Genomic DNA, 25439 nt, shown 5'->3' with positions numbered 1-25439 from the left:
GAGCTCGCATTTTTTATAACTGATTCAAGCGCATCGCCGTGATTGCTGCAAAGCCGACATACACCAATGTATAAGCGCCAAAAGCGATCGCCACAGATGAACTCGGCGAACCATCAAGCGCCAACTGTAAGACGCGGATGCCTAAAATCGCATTGAAACTGCCTAAAACCAGGGGCAAGCCGAAAACTGACACGACCTGTGCCACTTGTAAATGTGCCAGGTCCGCTGCGGGCATCCCCAACCGCCGCAGCGTGGTTTTGATATGTTGTGTCTGTCTGCCGGAAACTAATTGTTTCAATAGTAGGATGCTGGCGGTGGCCACCATGAACACCACGCCGAGCAACGTCATGATAAACAACAAGAACCCGAACACGACGCGCATTTGATGCAAATCTGGCCGCCGCAAGGAAATGGCATCGCGATCCATGGTCGTGTTGCTGGCATGCTTCAAAAACCGAATGGGCTTTTTACCGGTTAAGGTGGCGTGATCATAAGCGACATAGTCCACCTGATCGGATTTTAATAATGCTGATTCGACGCGCTTGCCGGCAGCCGGCTTTAACTTGATGCCGGTCAGTTGATCGATTGGGGCTTGCAAGCCATCATAAACTGCATTGCTGACCACCAAGGCCCGATCAAAATACCCCGCCCCACCTAAAGGAAACTGATTGGTGATGGTTTTAAGAGTCAATTGCTCACCAGTGCGCGTCAAAGTGAGCTTGCGCCCTGCATTATTCCAGCCGCCAATGCCTTTGGTTTGATAATAAGTTTGGCCAATGGTGATCATCACGGCTTGGTGTTTGGTTAACGTGACGTGGGGTAAATCCGTTTGGTGGCGGCGGATTTTTTGATAGTCACGCAAGGCGATCACTTGATAAAGTGTATTTTCTTGTTTGTCTGAATTGTTGCGCATGCGTAATTTCACACGCCCTGCCGCCAGTTTCGTCGGCAATTGCCAAGTCTGGGCGACATCGCTTGATGCCACATGCTTTTTGACGCTACGCATGCCACCTTGAGTGGTGAGGATCGATTGCGCAACATCTTGCACCACCACAGCTTGGCCAAATTGATACAACATCGCTGCACTGCCTAACATCACCAACGTCACTGTGGTCAACCAAGTGGTCAGCCATAGTGACTGGGTGTTGGTGCGCAAGCGTTTGTACATGGCGACCAACCACAAATAGTATTTGGCGGACATTTTACGCTGTTGCTTGAGATGTAACGCGATGAGCATGGGAAGCGTGCAGGCGTATAACAGGTAGACGCCGACCACTTCAGCCAATCCCCAACCCACAAACAAGCTCCCTAATCCCGCGTTGCCACCAAACCAGTGAGTAAAGCGACTGGTCCAATAAAATAATGCTGCTAAGACCCAAGTTGCCCAACCAAACAAGCCGATACCGACGATCGCGCCGATCACCATGCTGGCAGTGAGTGGCTGAACCACCGTTTTTTCAGGGGTAGTTTGCGCTTTGACCAAAACGTCTCGCCCACTAGCACTGATCGCGCGCAATCCGCCAAGCGCCAGCAACAACACCAACACGACACCTGCGACTTCACCAATGGCAACGGGGCTAAACAGCAACCCGACTGATTGGGAACTATCAACGAGCCTCAATAACATCATCGCCAATAATTTGGAAATCACGATGCCACCTAGGATCCCCCCTGCCAAGCCGGCACAACCAGAAATCAAGGTTTCGCCAACTAAAGAAAAGTTCAACCGCCATTGCGGCATGCCCAAGCGGCGATACAATTGGAATTCATGTTCGCGCCTGGCGATCAACAGCCCATTGAGATACACCATGAACATCACCGAAAACAGCATCATCACCACTAACACCACCACTAAAGCGGCAGGAAATAAACTGGTCATGTTGCTGCCTTGGCCGATTTTGTTCAATAAGGGTTGCGCTTCGATCAAGGCTGCCACGGCGTACATCATGGCCACTAAGATCCCCAACACGATGGCAAACAGTTGGTGCATCCCCCGATGACGGTGTAAATCAGTTTTGATCTGCGTCCACATGATGCCGCCGCCCTCCAGAAATCGATGCTTGCATGTCGATAATACTATTGAAGAAATCCTGCCGACTGCCATGCCGGGTCACTTCGGCAAAGTACGCCCCATCGCGAATAAAAATGATCCGGTTGCAAAAACTTGCCGTAAACGCATCATGCGTCACCATTAAAATCGTGGTGTCGGCTTCTAAATTAATTTTGGCCAAATAGCGCAACAATTCCGTCGCCGCCAAGGAATCCAAGCTCCCAGTCGGCTCATCGGCTAAAACTAAGCGCGGATGGGTGATAATTGCCCGTGCGGCAGCGACACGCTGGCGTTGACCCAAACTCAATTGTGCGGGATAGCGCGCCATTAATGGCAGTAACCCTAATAAATCGCCAACTTTTTGCAACCGGTCGTCTAAGTCACTGGGCACTGGTGGGACAAAGGTCAAAGGCAAAGTAATATTAGCTGATACCGGCAAGTCATCGAGTAAATCGAAGTCTTGGAAAATAAACCCTAATTGCTCCCGGCGAAAATCAGCACTTTGCGCTTTGGACATACTGCTGAGATCGGTTTTATCGATCCATACCCCGCCAGCCGTTGGGGTGTCCATGGTCGCTAAAATATTCAGCAACGTCGATTTACCCGCCCCACTTGGGCCCATGATCCCGACAAACTCACCTGCATCCACGCCGAAACTCAAATCATTCAGCGCCGTCACCCGATTGAACCGGTGTCCATAAATTTTCGTTAAATGATCGACTTTGACCATTCGCATGCCGTCCACCTCCAGTACTCTTTCATGATACCAAACTTGTGTCGAGGTTGGCATCTGGTACAATTAGTTTAATCAATTCATTGTTGGAGGAAGCCATGTTTAAAATCATGATCGTCGAAGATGACCAAACCATTGCCACGTTAATTGCTCAAGCTTTGCGCAAGTGGCAACTCAGCGCGGTCAAAGTGACGGATTTTTCGAAGGTTTATGACCAATTCGTTGCCGAACAGCCGCATTTGGTGTTACTCGACATCAACTTACCGGTGTACGACGGCTATCACTGGGTCCAACAGATCCGCGCCAACTCGCAAGTCCCCGTGATTTTTATCTCCAGTCGCAATACCAATATGGATATGGTCATGGCGATGAACTTAGGTGCTGATGATTTCGTCAACAAGCCGTTTGCCATGGAAGTCTTGATCGCCAAAATCAACGCCTTGTTGCGGCGCACGTATAATTACACCGATGGTCAAAGCCAAACCTTATCGCACAACGGCTTGACTCTTGATATCGAAAACAGCACCGCTTTGGTGAATGACACACCGATCAACTTATCCAAAAACGAATACAAGTTGCTTCAGATCTTGTTGCGCGCGCATGGTCATGTCGTTTCTCGTGAACATCTCCTCAAGGCTTTATGGCAAGATGCCCGCTTTGTCGACGACAATACGCTCACAGTTAATATCAATCGGCTGCGCAAAAAAATCACTGACGCTGGCTTACCAGACTATATCGAAACGCGCGTTGGAACTGGTTATATCATTAACTAAGAGGATATTATGCGATTAAGAGATTATTTACATGATCATCGCTTACACCTGATCGCCTATGTACTCGGGTTATTGCTGCTGTGTGGCGGCTTATGGCTAGACCCGAAACATTTGGTGCATTTGGACAATTTAATTTATATCGCCGTTTTGGTCACATTGTTTTATGCCGGTTTAATGTGGTTAGATTTCAAAAAGCAACAACGCTGGCTGCAACAGTGGCAAACCCGGCTTGAGGCAGGCGAGGAAGCCTTGGATTGGCCAATGCCTGAAACTGGTAGCCGGGCGCAAACGCTCATTGCCAAAACGCTAAACCAAATGCTGCAAACCCATCGCCACACGCTTTCCAATGTGATCAACACTCAACGCGATCAACAAGCGTTCATCGACTCTTGGGTCCATGAAATCAAAGTGCCGCTAGCTGCCAGCAACTTATTAGTCGATAGCCTTGAAGATGACGCACCAGAAGACGTGTTATCGCAGTTGAGTTTACAACTTGATCGTATGGATCATTATGTCGAACAAGTGATGTATTACTCACGCCTTGATTCTTTCTCCAAAGATTACTTGCTCGACGATTATCCGTTGAAACAAGTGATCAATGATGTCGTGGTGGACAATCGTAATGCGTTTATCGCTGGACACTTACAGTTTGAACTCACTGGCGACGATCAAGTAGTCACCACTGATGCCAAGTGGTTGCGGTTCATCTTGATGCAGTTGTTTTCCAACGCGTTGAAATATACCCCTGCTGGTGGCAAAATCACAGCGAGCATCGCCGAAGCCCATGATGAAGTGACCTTAACGATCGCGGATTCCGGTATCGGCATCGCGCAAGACGAACTCCACCGCGTCTTTGAAAAAGGCTTCACCGGCACCAACGGGCGCAACGCTGAATCAAAGTCGACTGGCTTAGGCTTATACCTCGCCGATCAACTGTCACAACGCTTAGGTCATCACTTGTCGATCACCGCCGAACCAAATGTTGGCACGGCAGTCACCATTCACTTCCCACATTTACAATATTATGGCCAAAGCGCCAGCAATTTAGTCGAACAACCATTGTCGCGTTGACGACACGCAAGGACCCTACAGCGTGATTGAAGGGTCCTTTTTTGATGACATTTGACGTTCAGCGTGCATTTTCTAACGTTTAGCCCGACTATGCGTCACATTCTTTGCGAAAGCGTATACTTTTCGTTGTAAAGATCGAATGATGACCCTAGGAGGCACTGAAATGTTTAATCACAAAATGGATAATCCGCAACACGCGACTGTCATGGCATTGCCTGAGCCCGCAGACCTTCAATTTCTCGATCATCGCGCCATTCAACTGTACGCCTTGACCATTGGGGAAAAGCGCTTGCCAGATAATACTGGTTTAGGCAAATTGACAAGTGTTGCCATGGCTGGCATCACCGCTCACCTAGATGATGGCGTGCTAACTCTGCAGCAAGCGCGGGCAAAAGATCTGCTCTTGCACCCCACTGCGCTGGAAGTGGTGATTGCGCCTTACGATTATAATGACACCAAAATTGGTGCAGGCGTGCATCCCGGGTTGATCTACGACACCTTGATCGTTGTCACCACGGAAACCCTCACTTGCAGTTTGTGGATCTCTGGCGGCTTGACTGGACAATATGTGCTCAATCATGCTGGCAACATCCCGGTCACTGATCCATTGGGCATTGGTCAAATCAAAGCACCTGATAATTATGCGTTCAATGATCAAATCAATGCCATTGGATTTGCAAAGCTTGCAGCTGGCACTGGCTGGGAAAAACTCGACTTACCAAAACCTTAAATTGATTCAAAAAGACACTAGACTGAGTTACTCATCAGTCCAGTGTCTTTCATTTTGCCTATCAATTTACTTGACCAAGCCCGCCCAGATCTTAACTTCCCCAGCAGCTAAACTAGCTGGCACATCGATGATCCGCTGGTTAGCAGAGCCGCGGAATTGCAAAGTCAAATCTTTTTGCGCTTCTAAGAATCGGCCGTCGACTAAGATATCGATCAAGCTGAGTAATTCCAACTTGTCGTCAGAATCTGCCATCAGTTCATCCCATTTGTAACCCGTCCAAGACCACACATCTTTGTCATGGCCGAACTCTTGGCGGATCCGTTTGACCAATTTCAAGCACACTTGGGTGTTTAAAAAAGGTTCCCCACCCAGTAGCGTCAGCCCTTGGACATAAGGCTGGCTCAAGTCTTTGATGATTTGGTCTTCTAACGCTTGCGTATAAGGATGACCATAATGGAAGTTTTGTGCGACTTTGTTGTAACAGCCTGGGCAATTGAATTTACACCCAGACACATACAAACTACACCGCACGCCTTCACCATCCACGAAGTTAAATGGTTTGTAATCCGCCACATACCCGAGAGACAAATCATCGGCTAACCATTCTTTGGGATAAGGGTTATTCGGCAATTCAGCCGCTTTTTGTAAACTTTGACCATCCAAATGCATTTTTGACACGACCTTCACTCCATTCACGTATGCGCCTATCATACCATAAATGGGCCAGATATGGGAAAGAAAAACCAGCTACCACAAGATATGGTAGCTGGTTTTTGATTTAGCCCAAGGCGTGGAAACCGATGTCCGAACGACTGGCGAGGTCGCCTGCTAGTGGCTTCAAGCGCGCATACGCTTGAGTTTGAGCGCTTTGTAAATCTGCGCCTTGACCGACCACGGTAAAGATCCGCCCCCCGGTCGATTCCAACCCGTTAGTCCCTTGACGCACACCGGCGGGATACCAATAATCCCGTTGAATCGCATCAGGCACGATCAAAGGCAAGTGTTGACTGGCATCAGTTGGGTAACCCGGATTGGCTGCGACAACGCCACAATAGGTTTGGCCATCAAGTTGCAAAGCATCCGCTTGGCCGGCGAGTAGATCTGTGACCAACTGGTAAAAATCATTTTCAACTTGTGGTAACAAGACTTGGGTTTCAGGATCGCCGAAGCGCAGATTGTATTCCAAAATCTTGGGACCATCAGGGGTGAACATCAAGCCGATGTACAACACGCCATTGCCATAAAGCCCGTCGACGACCATCCCCGCTAAGGTTTGATCGATCAAGGCTTGCGCTTGTTGTTGTTCGGCCTCAGAGAACTGCGGTGCTGGGCTGATTGCCCCCATCCCGCCAGTGTTAGGACCAAGATCCGCATCAAAGCGGCGTTTGTGATCCTGGGCCAGCGGAAAGGCCACTTGTGACATCCCGTTGAACAAGGCTAATACTGAGGCTTCTTGACCCGTCAAGCATTCTTCGATGACGACTGGGGCATTGGGATGGTCGGTGTACAAATTAGTGATCGCGCTAGTGGCAGCTTCTTCAGTCTTAGCCACGGTGACGCCTTTGCCAGCCGCTAAACCATCTGCTTTAATGACGATTGGAGCACCGTAATCAGCTAAAACCTGCAGCGCTTCAGCTTGGCTGTGTACCACTTCAGCTTTAGCCGTTGGTAAATGATGCCGTTGCATGAAGGCTTTGGCAAATTGTTTGCTGGATTCCAGTTGGGCCAATTTTTGCGTCGGGCCAAAGACTGGCAAGTCTGCTTTTTGAAACGCATCCACGATACCCGCGGCTAACGGGGCTTCAGGGCCGATGAACGTCAGCGCAACATGCGTTTTGGCAAATTGAATCAAATTGGAAAAATCATCTTCACCTAATGGCAAAACCGTCAAGCCTAACAAGGTCATCCCAGCATTACCAGGCGCCACAAAGACTTCATCGACTGCTTCAGATTTCAAAAATGCTTGGCCCAGCGCACTTTCTCGCGCACCGTTGCCGATCACTAACACCTTGACCATACTTGCCCCCTATTGTTTAATGACGGAAATGCCGCACGCCAGTGGTGACCATGGCAATGCCATACTTGTTGGCCATGGCAATGGAATCTTTGTCTTTGATCGAACCACCTGGTTGAATGATCGCATGAATGCCGTGCTTAGCCGCATAGTCCACACAGTCGTCCATTGGGAAGAACGCATCAGAAGCCATCACGGCGCCAGCAAATTCAGGATTTTCTTGCGCTTGTTTCAAGGCGATTTCCACTGAGCCGATCCGGTTCATTTGCCCAGCGCCGATGCCTAAAGTTTGCCCATCTTTGGCAATGACGATGGCGTTAGACTTCACATGCTTGACCACTTGTTGGGCAAACAGTAAGGATTCGATTTGCGCTTCTGTTGGCTTGACGTCAGTCACCACGGTCAAATCATCAGCAGTTTCAACCGCATCATCGCTAGTTTGACGCAACAAGCCGCCGACTAAGGAAACCGATTCGATGTGTGGCACTTCAGTGGCTTCAGCCAATGGCACAATGAGGATGCGCAAGTTCTTCTTTTTGGCTAAAACTTCATAGGCATCATCATCATAGCTTGGGGCCATGATGATTTCCAAGAACAAGGCGTGCATTTTTTCGGCAGTGGCGAGGTCGACATTACGATTCAACGCGATGATCCCACCAAAAATGGACATGGAATCGGCGGCATACGCTTTGTCCCAAGCGCCTTCGATGGTGTCCGCTTGACCGATCCCACAAGGATTCATATGCTTGACGGCAACCACGGTTGGCTTTTTGAATTCGTTGACCATGGTGAGCGCCGCATCAGCATCTTTGAAGTTGTTGTAAGACAATTCCTTACCATGCAACTGCTTGGCGTTGGCGAGGCTTGAAGCTGGGGCATCAGGCGCTGCATAAAAGGCGGCTTGTTGATGGGAGTTTTCGCCGTAGCGCAAAGCTTGACGCTTGGTATACGTTGGCGTGAAGCTTTCTGGGAATGGTTCTGGGTTCAAGTATGCCGCGATTTGGGCGTCATAAGCGGCAGTCGTGGCAAAAATCTTTGCGGCCAGTTGTTGACGTAAATCAGCATCATCCGCATCGATCCCAGCTAATACGGCATCATAGTCCGCAGGATCGACCACTGCCCAAACCGAATCACTGTTTTTTGCCGCTGCGCGCAAGGCAGAAGGCCCACCGATATCGATTTGTTCGATGGCTTCAGCGCGGGTCACACCAGATTTTTTAATGGTTTCAGCAAATGGATACAAGTTCACACACACCACGTCAACTGGGGTGATATCGTGTTCTTTCAACGCATCCATGTGCGCTGGCAAATCGCGCCGAGCTAAGATCCCAGCATGGATCTTAGGATGCAAAGTTTTCACGCGACCATCTAACATTTCTGGAAAACCAGTCACGGCATCCACTGGGGTCACAGCCAAGCCAGCAGCTTCGAGGACTTTATGCGTCCCACCCGTGGATACCAATTCAAAACCACGGTCGACTAACCCTTGGGCAAATTCAACCAAACCACTTTTATCTGACACACTTAACAATGCACGTTTCACGCTATTCGCTCCTTTTTATTTGAGTAAGGCGGCAACTGTTTGGGGCAGTAGTTCATGCTCCACAGCATGGATCCGCGCTTCAAGTTCTTCAACTGATTCGCCGGATTTGATGCGCACCGGTTCTTGGGCGATGATCTGCCCAGAATCGATTCCAGCATCGACATAATGCACCGTCACGCCAGTTACTTTCACACCATAATCATACGCATCTTGAATCCCAGTGCGGCCAGGAAAACTTGGCAACAACGCGGGATGCAAGTTGACGATGCGATTGGGGAAAGCGGCCAGCAAGGTGTTGCCGATGATGCGCATATACCCTGCTAAGACAATTAAATCACATGTTGGCAACTTGTCCAGTATTGACTGTTCAGCTTCAGCTTTATTGGCATAATCCCGGAAATTGACCACTAACGTCGGCACCTTGGCTAAAGCCGCGCGCTGCAACACATAAGCGTCTTGATGGTCACAAACCAATAAGGCGATTTTGACGGTTGTTGAGTCCTTGAAAAAATCATGTAACGCTTGAAAATTCGTCCCACTACCTGAGGCAAACACCACAATTTGTTTCATCTTTATCTCCAAACCACAGCGTCTTGCGTCCGCTCGATCACATCCCCAATCACTTTACTGTGAGGATTTTGCGCCAGCACGGTGTCAACGTCTTGAGGATCGACGGCTAACACCATCCCGATGCCACAGTTAAACGTCCGCCGCATCGTGGCCAAACTCAAGTCCCCGGCTTCTTGCAAACGACTGAACAATTCTGGCCATTGCCAACTGTCAACATCAAAAGCCGCCGCTAAGTGTTTCGGCAACATCCGCGGGACATTATCTTCAAAGCCCCCACCAGTGATGTGCGCCGCACCATGGATCAACCCGGCTTGAATCAGAGGCAAGACGGTTTTGACATAAATGCGCGTTGGCGCCAGCAGTGCTGTGGTGATTTCAGTGCCATCAGCTAATGGCATGGATGCCAGATTGGTTTCCGCTAACAAACGTCGCACTAAAGAGAAGCCGTTAGAATGCACGCCAGAGCTTGGCAACCCGATCAACTTGTCCCCGGCTTTCACGCCTTGAGGGAGTAGCTTGTCTTGAGACGCTAAGCCAACCGCAAAGCCAGCCAAGTCGTAATGATGTTGGGGATACATGCCAGGCATTTCCGCCGTTTCCCCACCGATCAAGGACATGCCCGCCATTTCACAACCATAGGCGATGCCTTTAACGATCGTTTCGACTTGATCGACATCCAGTTGATCACAAGCCAAGTAATCGAGGAAAAATAACGGCTTGGCGCCATCTGCTATCAAGTCATTGGCGACCATGGCCACCAAATCGATACCGATAGTGTCATGTTGATCACACTGCAACGCCAGCAATAATTTTGTGCCAACCCCATCAGTGGCAGACACCAAAGTCGGCTGGGTGATTTCTGGTAAGCGATACGCCGCCGCAAAGCCGCCGAGGTCGCCTAACACATTTTGATTTTGGGTCGCTTTGGCCACTGGGGCGATGCGATGCACCAATTCGTTGCCAGCATCGACATCGACACCAGCGCTTTTATAATCAAAACTCATGCTGAAACCTCCGCAATATTGATTTGAAGCTTGGACAACTCTTGATGCAAAGTTTTTTCATAATCATCGAGCTTGGTTGGGTAAACGCCAGTGAAGTAAGCGACACACAAGCCTCCATTTGGCGCATCGGTTTGTAAGCCCACCGACTTTTCAAGGCCATCAACGGATAAAAAGGCTAAGGAGTCCGCGCCAAGCAAGTCGCGCATTTCACAAATACTGTGATTAGCTGCCATCAATTCCCGCGTGGTTTGAATATCGATCCCATAAAAACATGGGAAGCGCAGTGGCGGGCTGGCAATGCGCAAGTGCACTTCTTTGGCGCCTGCGTCTTTAAGCAATTGCACCAGTTGAATCGCAGTAGTGCCGCGCACAATGGAATCATCCACTAACACGATGCGCTTGCCAGCCACCACCGCTTTGACTGGCGATAATTTCATGCGCACGCTGCGTTCCCGCAAAGCTTGGGTGGGCTGAATGAAGGTCCGGGCGATGTATTGCGATTTGATCAAGCCCATTTCATAAGGAATGCCAGAAGCTCGAGCATAACCTAACGCCGCAGATAAACTGGAATTCGGCACGCCGACCACAATATCGGCATCAGCAGGTTGTTCTTTGGCCAAGCGTTCACCCATTTTCACGCGGGCTTCATGGACCGAAACCCCGTGAATTTCAGAATCAGGGCGTGCGAAGTAAATGTATTCCATCGAGCACACGGCCAGTTGCGTGTCAGTGGTATATTGTTCCGCATGCAAACCAGCATCGTCGATCACGATCAACTGTCCAGGTTGCACATCCTGGACAAATTCTGCACCAACCGCGTTCAACGCAGCAGTTTCTGAACAAATCACAAACCCACCACTGGGCAATTTGCCGACGACTAATGGTCGGAACCCATTCGGATCAACTGCCGCGTACAATGCGTGTTCCGTCAAGATTTCAAAGGCAAACCCACCGTGAACTTGATTCAAGGCTTCGATCATTTGGCCTTTGAAACTGTCAGCTTTGGAGCGGCGGATCAAGTGCATCAACACTTCGGTATCGGAAGTGGATTGGAAAATCGCCCCGCTTTGTTCCAAGTGATCGCGCAAACTCAACGCATTGGTCAAATTCCCGTTATGCGCCAAGGCAATGGATTCATGCGAGAAGCGGAACAATAAGGGTTGAATATTTTCCAAAATGCGCCCACCAGCTGTGGCATAACGCACATGGCCTAACGCGGCAGTCCCTGCTAAGGCGCGCACGGATTCAGGATCGGCAAAGACTTCAGACACAAGGCCAAAACCATAGTGTCGATGCAAGCCGTGATCGGTCAAGCCGACGATCCCGGCCCCTTCTTGGCCACGATGTTGCAAGGTGTGTAAGCCTAAGTGGGTCAAGACGTTGGCATGAGGATCCCCCCAAACACCAAACACCCCACATTCTTCATTTAAAGATTTTACTTCAGCGCACATGCTAAGGCCTCCGAGTAGATGGTGGTCAATTGCGACATTTGAGTGTGAAGCTCGCCATCTGCTAATTTCAAATCAAAATCACCAGTGGAAACGACCCCGAGTTGGACGGCTTGATCTTGCGCGATGGCTTCAAAAACCGCTTGGTCTTCAGGCTTAACTGTCAATAAGAAGCGGCCTTGCGTTTCGCTGAACAATTGCGTGGTGGTCAACGTGGTGTCGGCGATCAAGCCAAGATCACGTTTGGCGCCCATTTCAACAATCGCTGCGGCTAAGCCCCCATCTGATAAATCATGAGCGGCGTTAACCAAGTGCTTGCGGATCAAAGTCAAGACAAGATCTTGGGTTTGCTTTTCAGCTTCGAGATCAAAGCCAGTCAAGCGACCAGCATAAGCACCAGTTTGCAAATATTGTAAACTCGAGCCATTGTAGTCATCCCCGGTTTGCCCCACCAGATACACAATGTCGCCGGCTTGTTTGAAATCAACCGTCGTGATGGCAGTGAGGTCTTCGATCAAGCCCACCATCCCGATCATTGGCGTTGGGTGAATCCCATGGTGATCAGTTTCGTTATACAAGCTGACGTTCCCGGAAATCACCGGCGTATTGAACTTCTTGGTCGCTGCAACAATTCCTTTAGCAGATTCTTGTAATTCGTAATACACTTCAGGTTTGGAAGGATCGCCATAGTTCAAGCAATCCGTGATGCCCAAAGGTTCTGCCCCGGTGGCAACCAAGTTCCGCGCGGCTTCAGCAACGGTGATGGCGCCACCGATTTCTGGATCAAGGGCTAACAAACGCCCATTAGAATCAGCCGTCATTGCCAATGCTTTATGCGTGCCACGCACCCGGATCACCCCAGCATCGCCGCCTGGTGCGATCACGGTGTTGGTTTGCACTTGCGCATCATAACGGCGATACAAAGACCGCTTTGACGCGATGTTTGGCATCGCCAGCAGTTGTTTATAAGTGCCTTCTAAGTCTTCGATCACCGGTTCAAAATCAGGCGCAGGATTTTTTAAGCGTTCAGGCTTTTCAGGCACCGTGGTGTAAGTCGGCACATCGTCAGTCAATAAGCTGACTGGGATGTCACAAACGACTTCACCATGATGCAACAAACGGTACTGATGCCCATTTTCAACCCGGCCACAAACCACAGCGTCGAGATCATAGCCTTTAAACAAATCGAGAATTTCTTGTTCATGGCCCGCGCGGATACACAACAGCATCCGTTCTTGTGATTCACTCAACATGATTTCAAAAGGCGTCATGCCCGGTTCGCGTTGTGGGATCAAATCCAGATCCATGGTCATGCCGTAGCCAGCTTTTGAGGCCATTTCTGCCGAGCTAGACACTAAACCGGCAGCGCCCATATCTTGAATCCCGACTAAGGCATCTTTATGATCATGGGTAACTTCCAAGCAAGCATCCGTCAGGAGTTTTTCCATGAATGGATCGCCAACTTGCACCGCTGAGCGATCAGCATCTTCAGCATCAGAGAATTCTGCGGAAGCAAAGGATGCGCCGTTGATGCCATCCCGGCCAGTTTTAGCACCGACGTAGATGATGGCATTGCCAACGCCGGCAGCTTTGCCTTTTTGAATATCTTTTTCATCCATCACGCCAACCGTCATCGCGTTGACTAACGGATTTTTTTGATAGCCTGGGTCAAATTGAACTTCACCAGCAACCGTTGGAATCCCGATCGCATTCCCATAACCACCGATCCCGGCGACAACTTGATCGATCAAGTTCTTGTTATGGGCATCAAATTCATCCCCGAAAGCTAACGCATCAAGGCTAGCCACCGGTTTGGCGCCAATGGAGAAAATATCGCGGATAATCCCACCGATCCCAGTCGCTGCGCCTTCATATGGTTCAACGGCGCTCGGATGGTTGTGGGATTCGGCTTTGAAGACCACCGCTTTGCCTTCACCGATGCGAATCACGCCGGCGCCTTCACCAGGGCCCATTAAGACACGATCATTTTTCGTCCAGAAGGTTTTTAAAATCGGCTTGGAATATTTATAGGAACAGTGTTCGCTCCACATGCCGGATTGCAAGCCCATTTCGGTGTAGTTAGGCAGGCGACCCAAACGTTCCGCGAATAAATTGTATTCTGCTTCCGTTAAACCGAGTTGCAAATAAGGTTTTTGATCCCGGATCTGTTCTGGGGTGAGTTCAGTTTGCAGCATGGGCCGCTCCTTTCGTCGCGTTGATCAATGATTCAAACACACCTAAGCCATCAGTGCCGCCGAGCAAGGCTTCCACCGCGCGCTCTGGGTGCGGCATCATGCCAAGCACATTGCCAGCTTTGTTGGTCAGCCCGGCGATATCATTCAGCGAACCATTGGGATTCTTCGCATAGCGGAAAACCACTTGATGATTCGCTTCGATTTCGGCCAACGTGTCAGCGTCGGCGTAATAGTTACCTTCACCATGCGCAATCGGCAACGTAATAGCCTGATCTTCAGGATATTGGTTGGAAAAAGCAGTTTGGTTGTTGACGACCTTCAAAGGTTCAGGTTCGCAAATGAATTCCAAGCTGGTGTTCCACTGCAGCGCCCCTGGTAAAAGCCCGGCTTCCGTCAAAATCTGAAAACCATTGCAAATGCCTAACACATAACCACCATTGTCCGCAAACTGCTTCAACGCAGTCATGATCGGTGCAAACTTGGCGATGGCCCCACTGCGCAAGTAATCGCCATAAGAGAAGCCGCCTGGCACTAACACCAGATCAAAGCCATCCAGCGATTCGCTTTTGGCAGAAACCAATTCGGCATCAGCCCCAGCGATGTCTTTGACTGCCCAAAGCAAGTCATCGTCACAATTAGAGCCTGGGAATGTTAAAACCGCAGCCTTCATGTTAAACCTCCTCAAGCGAGTAGCGATAAGCTTCCATGTTGACGTTGGCCAACATCTGATCGCATAAGGCATCAACTTGTTGGTCAACGGCATCGCGATTGCCTTCAAGTAAGACTTCAAAATACTTGCCGACGGTGACGTCTTTGACATTGGTTTGGCCTAAGCGACTCAAAGTGTTTTTGATCACTTCGGCTTTAGGATCGAGGACAGAAGGTTTGTAGTTGACATAGATCTTGGCTTTAAACATGGTGGGGCTCCTTTCCAATTGAGGGGTTTATTTGCTTTCCTTGAGGCGCTTCAAGACGCTGGCATACACTGGCGTCAACGGGCCTTGGTCTTTGCGAAAGACGTCTTTATCCAGCGAGTTGCCAGTTGCTTCATCAACCAGACGCATATTATCAGGTGATAATTCGTCAGCTAACACGAAAGTTCCATCGCTCAAACGTCCAAATTCAAGTTTGAAATCGACCAAATCGATGCCGATGTTGGCAAAGCGTTCCTTGAGATACGCATTGACCCGATCAGACATCGCATGGATCTCATCGATGGTTTCTTTATCAGCAAAACCCAACGCGATAGCTTGTTCGTTGTTGATGAAAGGATCATCTAAAGCATCAGACTTGTAGAAAAATTCGTGAACCGCTGGCACCAGTGGCTTGAGGTGTTCGACTTTGAATTTACGTTCGAAACTACCAGAAGCGAAGTTGCGAACGACTGCTTCTAATGGGATCATGGTACATTTTTTTACCAACATGGTGGTGTCATCTAAGGTTTTCAAGTAATGGGTGGGAAAGCCTTGGGCATTGAGTTCTTCAAACAACAAGCTGGAGATCTGACGGTTCAACGTCCCTTTGCCGTCGATTTGGACTTTCTTTTTGCCGTTTAACGCAGTGGCTTGGTCCATGTATTCGACCCATAAGATGTCTGGGTCATCTGTGGCCCACATTTGCTTGGCTTTACCGGTATATAAAACAGTTGTCTTTTCCACTACTTGTCGCCCTCCAATTGGACTGCCTTTAACAGATCTGATCCTTCACACACGGTGATGTGCCCCATTTTGCGCGCGGGGCGGATCTCCGCTTTACCATAATCATGAAAATGCCACTCAGGATGCTTGGACCAGGCCGCGCGGGCTTTGGTCAAATCATCACCAAGCAAGTTGCGCATCACCGCTGGGGTTTGCAATTTGATCGGTGCGATCGGTAAATTGCAAATGCTCAAGATATGCGCGTCAAACTGCGAAAAGTTGCAGGCTTCGATGCTGTAATGACCAGAGTTGTGCGGCCGCGGGGCCAATTCGTTGACCACGATGCCTTCAGCTGTTTCAAACAACTCGATGCCAAGCACCCCGCGTAAATTCAGTGCTTTGGCAATGGTGGTCGCCAGTTGATCGATTTGAGTTTGCAATTCAGCACTCAGGTTTGGTGCTGGTGCGATGGTCGTGTGCAAAATGTGATTGGCGTGACGATTTTCAACCACTGGGAAAATCCGCACTTGGTCATTGCCATCTTGGGTGACCATCACAGATAATTCTCGGCTGAAAGTTTTGCGTTGTTCGAGAATGCATGGCGCCTTGCTGGCTAAGGCTTCACCTGCTGGCAGGTCGGCTGGCGAGTTGAGATCTTGTTGACCGTGGCCATCATAGCCGCCTGTTGTCGTTTTCAAAATGGCGGGATATCCCACTTTTGCAATTGCTTGGTTCAAGCTTTGGGCATCGGGTACTGCAGCAAAGTTTGCCGTGGGAATACCGTGATCTCTTAAGAACGTTTTTTCCGTGATGCGTTGGCGGGTGATCCGCAACAATTCAGTTCCTTGAGGAAGCGCCGCGTATTGTTTGGCTTGCGTTAACGCCTCGAGATCGACATTTTCAAATTCGTAAGTGAGCACGTCAGAACGCTTGGCCAGTTGCATCAATGCATCAACATCTTCGTATTCGGCTTGGATCTGAAAGTCAGCGACTTGACCAGCTGGAGCTTGCGGTGTGGGATCTAACACGCCGACGGTATAGCCCATTTGCTTAGCGGATTGTGCAAGCATTCGCCCGAGTTGCCCGCCGCCAACGATCCCGATGGTCGCAGGCGGTAATAACGGCTTAGTCATCAAGCATTGCCTCGCTTTCTTCAGCCTTCTTGGTTTGGGCTTGGCGGAATTCACTGAGGCGCTTGGTGATCTCAGGATCACTGACCCCAAGGATCGATGCGGCAAACAAAGCAGCGTTCGTCGCACCAGCATCACCGATCGCCATCGTCGCAACAGGCACACCACCGGGCATTTGCACAATTGAAAGTAAGGAATCAACGCCATTTAATGTTCGGGTTTTAACTGGTACCCCAATCACCGGAACAGTGGTATTTGCCGCTAGCATCCCAGGTAGATGAGCTGCACCACCGGCACCGGCAATGATCACTGAAATGCGATTGGCTTGGGCGGTTTTCCCAAAGTTGGCCAAGGCATCTGGCATCCGATGCGCCGAAATCACGTGCTTTTCGTAAGGAATTGCCAAATCATCGAGTTGCTTTGCGGTCAACTTCATCGTCGGCCAATCAGAACTAGATCCCATCACGATCGCGACTTTCAAAATCGTCACCTGCTTTCATAAGTTATTTGTAGTCTAGCACGCAAAATCTGGAAAAACAAGCTAATTGCGGACGAAATACCAACGAAATAATTATAATGTTCGTGTTTACGAACGTTCGGTCAGCTATTTGAACTTTTGCTGTCAGCATACCCGCCACAGTTTATAAATTATTCGGGTTTTATACCACGCAAAAAAACGACCGACTGCATGTCGATCGCCATAAGTTAATATGAATTTAGTCTCCGTTTTACAGCTGCGAATATTTCTCCGCAAAAAAATTCTCAAATGTCAGTTGCACATAAACTTTGAAAATATTCACGGCACCATTCATAGAAATATCTTCAACGGTATCACCAAATGTTTTCCAGATAAAATGATCCTCACAGGTGTCTGACTGCCTCAGAAAATTGGTGGGTAGAGGCGGTTTGGGCACACGGAAGTGAACTGGACAATTTCCTGTGGCAGTGAAATCAAGTGAGCCGTCGAACTTTGACGGCTTGCGCAGATTTCTCCGGCAAAAATTGAAACGGAGCGGATTTCTCCGGTTCAATTTTTAGGTGTAAGAGCATCAGCGGTTTTTGCTGATCTCTGAAACCGGCCGCACGGAAACTTGTCCAGTTCACCGGAGTGTGCCCAAACCACCGGAACCCATCAATTTTCGCCCCGCAAGCGACGTCGAGCCTTTCGAAGCAACGCCTCTGCAGATATCTACGCATCAGAATTTGAGCCAAAGACCAGCTCGAATCCTGACGCTAGGCTATCTTTGAGGCTAAGTGCGCTTCGAAAGGCTCTGGGCACAAAAAAAGCCCGACCATATTGGGTCGAGCTTCTTTCAGATTACTTGGTGAATTCTTCGACGAGCTTGATGTTATCGTCGTTGGATTCGGATTCGTTGACGGCTTTGTCAGCAAGCTTCTTCATGTCTTCAGTGGACAGCTTCTTCATGAGGCTGCGAACTTTCAAGACAGAACTTGCGGACATGGAGTATTCGTCCAAGCCCATGCCAAGTAAGATCGGTACCATGACAGGGTCGCCAGCAGCTTCCCCACACATACCAGCCCACTTGCCTTCCTTATGCGCAGCATCGATGATGTGCTTAACTAAGCGCAAGATGGATGGGTTGTAAGGTTGATACAAGTAGGAAACGCGTTCGTTACCACGGTCTGCGGCCATCGTGTAGCCGATCAAATCGTTAGTCCCGATGGAGAAGAAGTCAACATGCTTAGCAAATTGATCAGCTAACACAGCGGCAGCTGGAATTTCCATCATCATGCCAAGTTCGATATCGTCGCCGATCTTAACACCGTCGGCCACTAACTTCGCTTTTTCTTCTTCAAAAATCTTCTTGGCTGCTTCAAATTCAGCAATCGTGGCAATCATTGGGAACATGATGCCTAACTTGCCGTATGCACTTGCCCGCAACAAGGCGCGCAATTGGGTCCGGAAGATGTCATCACGATCCAAGGAAATGCGGATCGCACGGTAGCCTAAGAATGGGTTTTGTTCTTCTGGAAGTGGCAAGTATGGTAAGTGCTTGTCACCGCCGATGTCCATGGTGCGGACAACTACTTGCTTTGGACTCATCGTTTCGAGGACTTGTTTGTAAGCTTCGAATTGATCGTCTTCAGTAGGCAGTTCTGCGGAATCCATGTACAAGAATTCAGAACGGTACAACCCAACGGCTTCAGCACCGTTAGCCAAAACGCCATCAAGGTCTTTTGGTGTCCCGATGTTAGCAGCAATGGTGAAGTGCTTGCCATCAGCAGTGATGGACTTAGCAGTCTTCAACGTTGCCCATTCAGCCTTTTGAGCGGCATAGTCAGCGGCTTCTTTTTGAGAAGCTTTGACTTGGTCGTCAGTTGGGTCGATGGTGACATCACCAGTTAAGCCGTCTACAGTCAACATTTGACCGTCTTTAACGTCTTCGGTGATGCTCTTAGTCCCAACAACCGCTGGGATTTCCAAAGAACGCGCCATGATCGCAGAGTGCGCCGTGCGGCCGCCAATATCAGTGACGAAGGCTTTGACGTACTTTTTGTTCAATTGCGCAGTATCACTTGGGGTCAAGTCATGAGCGACCACGATCACTTCAGAGTCGATCAAGGCTGGGTTTGGCAAAGCCCGACCTAACAAGTGAGCCAACACACGCGTGGACACGTCGCGGATATCCGCTGCACGTTCTTGCATGTAAGGGTTGTCGGTCATGGCTTCAAACATCGAGATGAAAGTGTCGGACACGTCTTTTAAAGCTTGTTCGGCATTGATCTTATCGTCTTTAACTTTGCTTTCGATCGCGCCAGTAAATTCTGGGTCTGCGAGGATCATCATGTGCGCATCGAATACTTGGGCTTCTTCTTCACCCAAGGATTCTGCCGCTTTGTCACGGATCAATTGGAGTTCTTCTGTGCTTTGCTTTAAAGCAGAATGCAGGCGCTGAACTTCAGCGTCTGCATCTTTAATGGAACTCTGATTGAATGACAAATCGGGTTGCACCAACATGTAGGCTTTCGCAGTTGCGATGCCGTCACTTGCGGCGATCCCTTTGAGTTGCTTTGTCATTAGTCAGAGAGGCCTTCCTTCTTCATGGTATCTTCGATAGCAGCAATTGCGTCTGCTTCGTCGGCACCTTCAGCGGAAATGGTTACGTCAGCGCCTTGGCCAACACCCAGGGACATAACGCCCATGATGGACTTCAAGTTAACGCTCTTGCCCTTGTATTCCAGGTTGATGTCGGCATTAAACTTGCTGGCAGCTTGTACCAAAAGGGTCGCCGGACGGGCGTGGATACCTGTTTCTGCAATAACATTAAATTCGCGTTTTTCCATGAGTAATCTGCTCCTTCGTCATTTGAAAAAAATTTTTGCCGAATAGAATGGCTTCATTCTATCTCCTGTAAACCTTACCATTATTCCGTTTTCACGACAAGTCTTATTTGTCGTTAAGTGGGTGGTAATGGTATAAAATCACGCCTTCACGCCTTGCAGTGCCTACGATTTCTTTGCGCGCAGGATAATTGGTCCACGCGGTCCGAAACGCTGCAAAAGTGGTCGGGTCGATTTTGATCTCGTCGATCTCACCAGCTCTAAGCTGATCCATCAACGCGGTGTAATCTACAGACATATCTTTCAGCCTCCTTCTTTCGGCAACAACTTAATGGTAGCATTATCAACGCTTGTAGACAAGCGGCAAAAACCTTACATTGCAAGGCTTTAACGATTTTTTAGCACTCTCGGCATTAGAGTGCTTGCTTTTCAAAAATAAGTGTGTATACTGGGCTTTGGTCAATGAAGGTCAATGCGACTTTCAATCGACGAGCTTATATAGAAAGGTAGTGACGAAATGCTCTGTGAGAACTGTCATCAAAACCCCGCAACGATCCACTTGTACACCTCCGTTAACGGAACGAAACAAGAGATCAACTTGTGTCAGAATTGCTACCAACAGTTGAAGCAACAAGCAGGAGGCCAAATGCAACCAACCAACGCAAATGATCCCTTCGGCTTCAACGGCCTCGATGACATTTTCAAGGCCATGAGCCAAGGCATGGATCAAAATCCACAACAGCCGCAAACCCCACCGACTCAAAGTGGTCAAAATGGTGGTGGCGGCAACAATCGCCGTGGCAACGGGAATTCCGTCCTCGGCCAATTTGGGGTCAACTTAACTCAAAAGGCTAAAAACGGTGAAATCGACCCTGTGATCGGCCGCGATGGTGAAATCGCGCGGGTCATCGAGATCTTAAACCGGCGGACGAAGAACAACCCTGTTTTGATCGGTGAAGCCGGCGTCGGGAAAACTGCCGTCGTCGAAAGTTTAGCGTTGAAAATCGCCAATGGTGATGTCCCAACCAAGCTGCAAGATCGTCAAGTGATTCAATTAGATGTCGTTTCCTTAGTCCAAGGTACTGGGATTCGTGGTCAATTTGAACAACGGATGCAACAGTTATTAGATGAACTCAAAAAGTCTGATAACACCATTTTGTTCATTGATGAAATCCACGAAATCGTCGGTGCTGGGAATGCTGAAGGCGGTATGGATGCCGGCAACGTGCTCAAGCCTGCTCTTGCGCGTGGTGAACTCCAATTAGTTGGGGCCACCACCAACAACGAATATCGCCAAATCGAAAAAGACGCAGCGTTAGCACGGCGCTTGCAGCCAGTGACTGTCGACGAACCAAGTGTCGAAGAAACTGAAGAGATCCTCAAAGGCATTCAAAAACGCTACGAAGATTTCCATCATGTTAAATATACTGACGAAGCCATCAAAGCTGCTGTCAGCTTATCTAACCGCTACATCCAAGATCGCTACTTACCCGATAAAGCCATCGACTTGCTGGATGAATCAGGCTCCAAGAAGAACTTGACCATCAAAGTCGTTGACCCTAACGCCTTAAAGAAGAAGATCGCCGATGCTGAAAATCAAAAACAAGGCGCATTAAAGCAAGAAGACTACGAAAAAGCCGCCTTTTATCGCGACCAAGTCAACAAGCTTGAAAAAATGCAAAAAGACCAAGCTGGTGTGTCTGATGAAGATACCCCAACTGTCACTGAAAAAGACATGGAACAAATCGTCGAACAAAAGACGCATATTCCAGTCGGCGAACTCAAGCAACAAGAACAGCAACAACTCCAAACCTTGGCGCCTGATCTTAAAGCCCATGTCATCGGCCAAGACAACGCCGTGGACAAAGTGGCGCGCGCCATTCGCCGCAACCGCATCGGTTTCAACAAAACTGGTCGGCCAATCGGCAGTTTCTTATTCGTCGGCCCTACCGGCGTTGGGAAAACGGAGCTTGCTAAGCAATTAGCCAAAGAGCTGTTCGGTTCTCAAGAAGCGATGATCCGCTTTGACATGTCCGAGTACATGGAGAAATTCTCCGTGTCTAAGCTCATCGGTTCCCCTCCTGGCTATGTCGGCTATGAAGAAGCTGGTCAGTTGACTGAACAAGTGCGCCGCAATCCATACAGCCTGATTTTATTAGACGAAGTGGAAAAAGCACACCCAGATGTCATGAATATGTTCTTGCAGATCTTAGATGATGGGCGCTTGACTGATTCTCAAGGCCGTACCGTATCCTTTAAAGATACGATCATCATCATGACCTCTAACGCTGGATCCACTGACGCTGAAGCCAACGTTGGCTTTGGTGCCAGCATGCACGGCACCACCCATTCAGTGCTTGGCCAATTAGGCAACTACTTCAAGCCAGAATTCTTGAACCGCTTTGATGACATCGTTGAATTCAAGGCCTTGGATAAGCAAGACTTGATGCAAATCGTCGGCTTGATGATTGCAGATACGAATGCCAACATCCATGACCAAGGGTTGACGATCCATGTCACTGACCCGGTCAAGGAAAAGCTGGTCACCTTAGGCTTTGATCCTGCCATGGGGGCGCGGCCATTGCGTCGGGTCATCCAAGAGCAAATCGAAGACCGCGTTGCTGATTACTATCTCGACCATCCAGCGGCAACCAACCTCGAAGCGCGCATCGCCAATGGTGAAATCGCCATTTCCGAAAAAGCTGAATAACCTTTTAGACCCAGATGAAATTTCGTCTGGGCCTTTTTTAATGCCCGGCAGTGTCAGTGTTTCATGTCGCCATCAGGCGCTAGTGGTGCACTCCAGATCCATTCAGTGTTTTGAAATTGGGACTCCAGCTGGCTCGTCGCTACATAATGAGGGTCCTCGGCCGAGCTAACTTTCAATATTCGCTTCGCTCATATTAAAAGTGGATCTCGACCTGCGGCTTTCCGTAAGCGGTAAACCGCTAACGGAAATCTCACTATGCATCGACGGCCAGCTTCCGTCCCAATTTCAAAACACTTCCACTTCGCTGGCCCACCGGCGCTCGACGGCTACGAAACGTGTGATGGCAACATTGATACAACTTTCAACATGATCAGCGATGTTGCAACATAAGCGTATTCAGTCTGTATGCTAATGATATCACCCTAGAAATTTGTGGGCGGAAGCGGCTTGGCAGAACGGAGGAAAACTGAACAATTGCCCGTGGCAGTGAAATCAAGTAAGACGCTGGTTTGTGGCGGCTTACGCAGATTTCACCGGCAGATTTAGAAACAAAGTGATTTTCTTTGGTTCTAAATCTAGGCGAAAGCTCCTCGAACGGTCTTTGTTCGAGAGCTACGCCGAAAAGCATCACCGGCAACTTGTCCAGTTTTCCGCAGTGGCGCCAAGGCGCTGGAGCCCACAGATTTTCGTGCCGCTAGGCAATTGGTATCGCTAGTTGAAAGATTAAAGACACGCTTATGCACTGGACGACGTTTGAATTTAAGCAAAGATTTTTCTCAGATTTTGTGATGGAAATCATCACGAAATGCCGCATGTGCCTAGCAGTTTGAACGCGCTTAACCTATAATGTAGATAGGTATTAGAACTTGTCGTTTTTGGAAAGGACGTGTTTGAAGATGCGGTTGATCGATATTACCAATAGCTACCCCCACTTGGTTGCCCAGCAGTTGGCGCACACCGATACGCAATTCGTGAAAGTCTACTCACTTGGGAGCACCACAGTGGTTTACACCCAAGCGGCCACTCATGATGAATTATTATTCACCAACGAAACGCGTAATGTGCAAGACGCTGAGTTAGCCTTCACTTTGGAGAAACTATGCGGGGTCGGCCTCAAAGACGTCGATGTGGTGCGCGGTCCGAAGCTGGCAGAAATCAGCTTGAATTCACAAGCACGTGCCAGTGAATCTTAAAGTCAATCGGAGCAGCCTATGAGTCTTTTGTCTCGCATTAAAGCGTGGCTTCAACCAAAGCCAACGCCGCGTGCCACCACGCAGACTTTTAAACGCCCAATCGCGCAAAAGCCGGAACCACAACCCAAACCAAAACCTTCAGCCACCCCGCTGCCACCGGCAACTGGTGTGGCTGATTCGCGTGTCCATGTGCGCGTGTATTATCAAAATGCTGCCGATCATAGTATGTTACACAAGCCGGCTGATTTAGTGGGCCATCCTGGTGAAGTCTTGCCGATCACTTGGGCAGTGGTGCCAGGTTTTGTGCTGACTGCGATCAGCGGTTTCACTCAAGTCTTTCCGCAGACTTCACAAATTATTTTATGCACTTATTCCCCGCGAGTTGCTGCACCGGTCATGGTCTATCACCGCGATCAAAATGGCCATTTATTACAAGTTCCCGAGATGTTATCCGGGGTGGTGAACGAGACCTTCACTGCCACGCCGCTACCAGAATTCGTCGATCATGTCGTCGGTGATACCAAACAATCAGGCACTTTTTCAGCTGCGTCACAGCGTTTGCGGTTTGACTACAACTTGACACCTTTGGAACGCGGGAAAAATCCAGAAGATGCGTACATTCAACTGAAAACGTCAAAGCTCGCTTATCCCATGCCGCTGGCTGGCGAACCGCTACGTGGCAAACTCCCAGCCAATACTTTCTGGCGGGTCTATGCGTTGATGCGCGATACCAACACCAACACCGTTTGGCTTAATGTCGGCGGTTCACAGTGGATCACCGCCGATGATACCATCGGCCAATCTGATAATCCGTTCTTACCAGATCCGACCCCGCTGGAATTACCGCACACGTTGTTTGCCAGCAATGAAGTGGCCAAAACGATTCACGGGATCTGTATCGCCGATGCGACCTTATGGCAAGCACCATTTGGAAAAATGTGTTCCAACCGACTTGCAGAAGGCCAAGCGGTCACCATCACCGCAGTCGCCGATCTCGATAATCACTCCCGTTGGTATCGTCTCGCTGATGACACGTATGTCTTAGCCACCTTTATCAAAACCAAACGCGCCCGCCGTTCCCATCCAGCATGGGGTGGCGTGCGCGAGTAAGAAGACGCCGAGTGCGTCTTTTTTTGTTATTTAATTTAGGCGACGCGAGGTCGAAATTACTCGAAAAAAAGTGACTTTGATACAGATTGTTTTGGCGGACGGTTTTCGTGTGATCAACAGCGATATTTTCAACCGAAATTGATCTGAGAGCTTTGAGGACACAACAAATCCACGAAATCAGGGAAAATTTCGTGGATTTGGTTGATGCGATTAAGTCCAAGCCGT

Annotated in this window: 23 protein-coding genes; 6 read left to right on the top strand and 17 right to left on the bottom strand. The window is 49.2% G+C overall.

Annotated elements, in window-relative coordinates; translation table 11 throughout:
- Positions 1-13: 13 nt before the first annotated feature.
- Positions 14-2032, bottom strand: a complete 2019-nt coding sequence (locus FD01_RS03215) for an FtsX-like permease family protein (RefSeq protein ID WP_056962554.1) — start codon at positions 2030-2032, stop codon at positions 14-16.
- Positions 2010-2786 (bottom strand): ABC transporter ATP-binding protein, encoded by a 777-nt coding sequence (locus FD01_RS03210; RefSeq protein WP_056962553.1) that lies wholly within the window; start codon positions 2784-2786, stop codon positions 2010-2012. Before FD01_RS03210 ends, FD01_RS03215 begins: the two co-directional genes overlap by 23 nt.
- A gap of 95 nt (positions 2787-2881) precedes the next feature.
- On the opposite strand from FD01_RS03210, the gene FD01_RS03205 reads away from it, so the two are divergent.
- The 3 genes from FD01_RS03205 to FD01_RS03195 all read left to right on the top strand — a co-directional run bounded on the left by FD01_RS03205 (position 2882) and on the right by FD01_RS03195 (position 5357).
- Positions 2882-3556: a response regulator transcription factor gene (locus FD01_RS03205; RefSeq protein ID WP_056962552.1), complete on the top strand. Its 675-nt coding sequence runs from the start codon at positions 2882-2884 to the stop codon at positions 3554-3556.
- 9 nt (positions 3557-3565) lie between these two features.
- Positions 3566-4627: a sensor histidine kinase gene (locus FD01_RS03200; protein ID WP_056962551.1), complete on the top strand. Its 1062-nt coding sequence runs from the start codon at positions 3566-3568 to the stop codon at positions 4625-4627.
- Positions 4628-4790: 163 nt separating this feature from the next.
- Positions 4791-5357, top strand: a complete 567-nt coding sequence (locus FD01_RS03195) for a hypothetical protein (RefSeq protein WP_054715008.1) — start codon at positions 4791-4793, stop codon at positions 5355-5357.
- Positions 5358-5423: 66 nt separating this feature from the next.
- On the opposite strand, the gene nrdG is transcribed toward FD01_RS03195, so the two are convergent.
- The 15 genes from nrdG to FD01_RS03115 all read right to left on the bottom strand — a co-directional run bounded on the left by nrdG (position 5424) and on the right by FD01_RS03115 (position 20499).
- The gene (gene nrdG / locus FD01_RS03190) at positions 5424-6026 is read right to left on the bottom strand and encodes an anaerobic ribonucleoside-triphosphate reductase activating protein (RefSeq protein WP_056962561.1); all 603 of its coding nucleotides are present in this window, start codon (positions 6024-6026) and stop codon (positions 5424-5426) included.
- A gap of 109 nt (positions 6027-6135) precedes the next feature.
- The gene (gene purD / locus FD01_RS03185) at positions 6136-7374 is read right to left on the bottom strand and encodes a phosphoribosylamine--glycine ligase (RefSeq protein WP_056962550.1); all 1239 of its coding nucleotides are present in this window, start codon (positions 7372-7374) and stop codon (positions 6136-6138) included.
- Between the two features lie 16 nt (positions 7375-7390).
- Entirely contained in the window at positions 7391-8914 is a 1524-nt protein-coding gene (gene purH, locus FD01_RS03180; RefSeq protein ID WP_056962549.1) for a bifunctional phosphoribosylaminoimidazolecarboxamide formyltransferase/IMP cyclohydrolase, read from the bottom strand.
- Positions 8915-8929: 15 nt separating this feature from the next.
- Entirely contained in the window at positions 8930-9484 is a 555-nt protein-coding gene (gene purN, locus FD01_RS03175; RefSeq protein WP_056962548.1) for a phosphoribosylglycinamide formyltransferase, read from the bottom strand.
- 2 nt (positions 9485-9486) lie between these two features.
- Positions 9487-10488: a phosphoribosylformylglycinamidine cyclo-ligase gene (purM, locus tag FD01_RS03170; protein ID WP_056962547.1), complete on the bottom strand. Its 1002-nt coding sequence runs from the start codon at positions 10486-10488 to the stop codon at positions 9487-9489.
- Entirely contained in the window at positions 10485-11939 is a 1455-nt protein-coding gene (gene purF / locus FD01_RS03165; RefSeq protein ID WP_056962546.1) for an amidophosphoribosyltransferase, read from the bottom strand. Before purF ends, purM begins: the two co-directional genes overlap by 4 nt.
- Entirely contained in the window at positions 11924-14131 is a 2208-nt protein-coding gene (purL, locus tag FD01_RS03160; RefSeq protein WP_056962545.1) for a phosphoribosylformylglycinamidine synthase subunit PurL, read from the bottom strand. Before purL ends, purF begins: the two co-directional genes overlap by 16 nt.
- Positions 14118-14801 carry a phosphoribosylformylglycinamidine synthase subunit PurQ gene (gene purQ, locus FD01_RS03155; RefSeq protein WP_056962544.1) on the bottom strand — a complete coding sequence of 228 codons (684 nt, stop codon included), beginning with the start codon at positions 14799-14801 and terminating at the stop codon, positions 14118-14120. The genes purL and purQ overlap by 14 nt, the downstream gene beginning before the upstream one ends.
- Position 14802: 1 nt before the next feature.
- On the bottom strand, positions 14803-15048 hold the full coding sequence (gene purS, locus FD01_RS03150; RefSeq protein WP_056962543.1) for a phosphoribosylformylglycinamidine synthase subunit PurS: 246 nt from the start codon (positions 15046-15048) through the stop codon (positions 14803-14805).
- 27 nt (positions 15049-15075) lie between these two features.
- Positions 15076-15789: a phosphoribosylaminoimidazolesuccinocarboxamide synthase gene (gene purC / locus FD01_RS03145; protein WP_082611666.1), complete on the bottom strand. Its 714-nt coding sequence runs from the start codon at positions 15787-15789 to the stop codon at positions 15076-15078.
- A complete protein-coding gene (gene purK / locus FD01_RS03140; protein ID WP_056962542.1) occupies positions 15789-16901 on the bottom strand; it encodes a 5-(carboxyamino)imidazole ribonucleotide synthase in 1113 nt (370 codons plus the stop codon). The genes purC and purK overlap by 1 nt, the downstream gene beginning before the upstream one ends.
- Positions 16894-17382 (bottom strand): 5-(carboxyamino)imidazole ribonucleotide mutase, encoded by a 489-nt coding sequence (gene purE, locus FD01_RS03135; protein ID WP_054715030.1) that lies wholly within the window; start codon positions 17380-17382, stop codon positions 16894-16896. Before purE ends, purK begins: the two co-directional genes overlap by 8 nt.
- 834 nt (positions 17383-18216) lie before the next feature.
- A complete protein-coding gene (ptsP, locus tag FD01_RS03125) occupies positions 18217-19938 on the bottom strand; it encodes a phosphoenolpyruvate--protein phosphotransferase (RefSeq protein WP_056962541.1) in 1722 nt (573 codons plus the stop codon).
- Positions 19938-20204 carry a phosphocarrier protein HPr gene (locus tag FD01_RS03120; RefSeq protein WP_054715001.1) on the bottom strand — a complete coding sequence of 89 codons (267 nt, stop codon included), beginning with the start codon at positions 20202-20204 and terminating at the stop codon, positions 19938-19940. The genes ptsP and FD01_RS03120 overlap by 1 nt, the downstream gene beginning before the upstream one ends.
- A gap of 103 nt (positions 20205-20307) precedes the next feature.
- Entirely contained in the window at positions 20308-20499 is a 192-nt protein-coding gene (locus FD01_RS03115; protein WP_054714998.1) for a hypothetical protein, read from the bottom strand.
- Between the two features lie 219 nt (positions 20500-20718).
- Between FD01_RS03115 and FD01_RS03110 the strand changes: the two genes are divergently transcribed.
- The 3 genes from FD01_RS03110 to FD01_RS03100 all read left to right on the top strand — a co-directional run bounded on the left by FD01_RS03110 (position 20719) and on the right by FD01_RS03100 (position 25214).
- Positions 20719-22911: an ATP-dependent Clp protease ATP-binding subunit gene (locus tag FD01_RS03110; RefSeq protein WP_082611665.1), complete on the top strand. Its 2193-nt coding sequence runs from the start codon at positions 20719-20721 to the stop codon at positions 22909-22911.
- A gap of 896 nt (positions 22912-23807) precedes the next feature.
- Positions 23808-24104, top strand: coding sequence for a DUF1827 family protein (locus FD01_RS03105; RefSeq protein ID WP_054714995.1), 297 nt, complete (start codon positions 23808-23810; stop codon positions 24102-24104).
- A gap of 18 nt (positions 24105-24122) precedes the next feature.
- Positions 24123-25214 (top strand): MucBP domain-containing protein, encoded by a 1092-nt coding sequence (locus FD01_RS03100; RefSeq protein WP_054714992.1) that lies wholly within the window; start codon positions 24123-24125, stop codon positions 25212-25214.
- The last annotated feature ends 225 nt before the right edge of the window (positions 25215-25439 follow it).

Origin of the sequence: Lacticaseibacillus manihotivorans DSM 13343 = JCM 12514, assembly GCF_001435035.1 — a bacterium.
GTDB classification, from domain to species: domain Bacteria; phylum Bacillota; class Bacilli; order Lactobacillales; family Lactobacillaceae; genus Lacticaseibacillus; species Lacticaseibacillus manihotivorans.
This window is presented reverse-complemented; position numbering and strand designations above follow the sequence as displayed.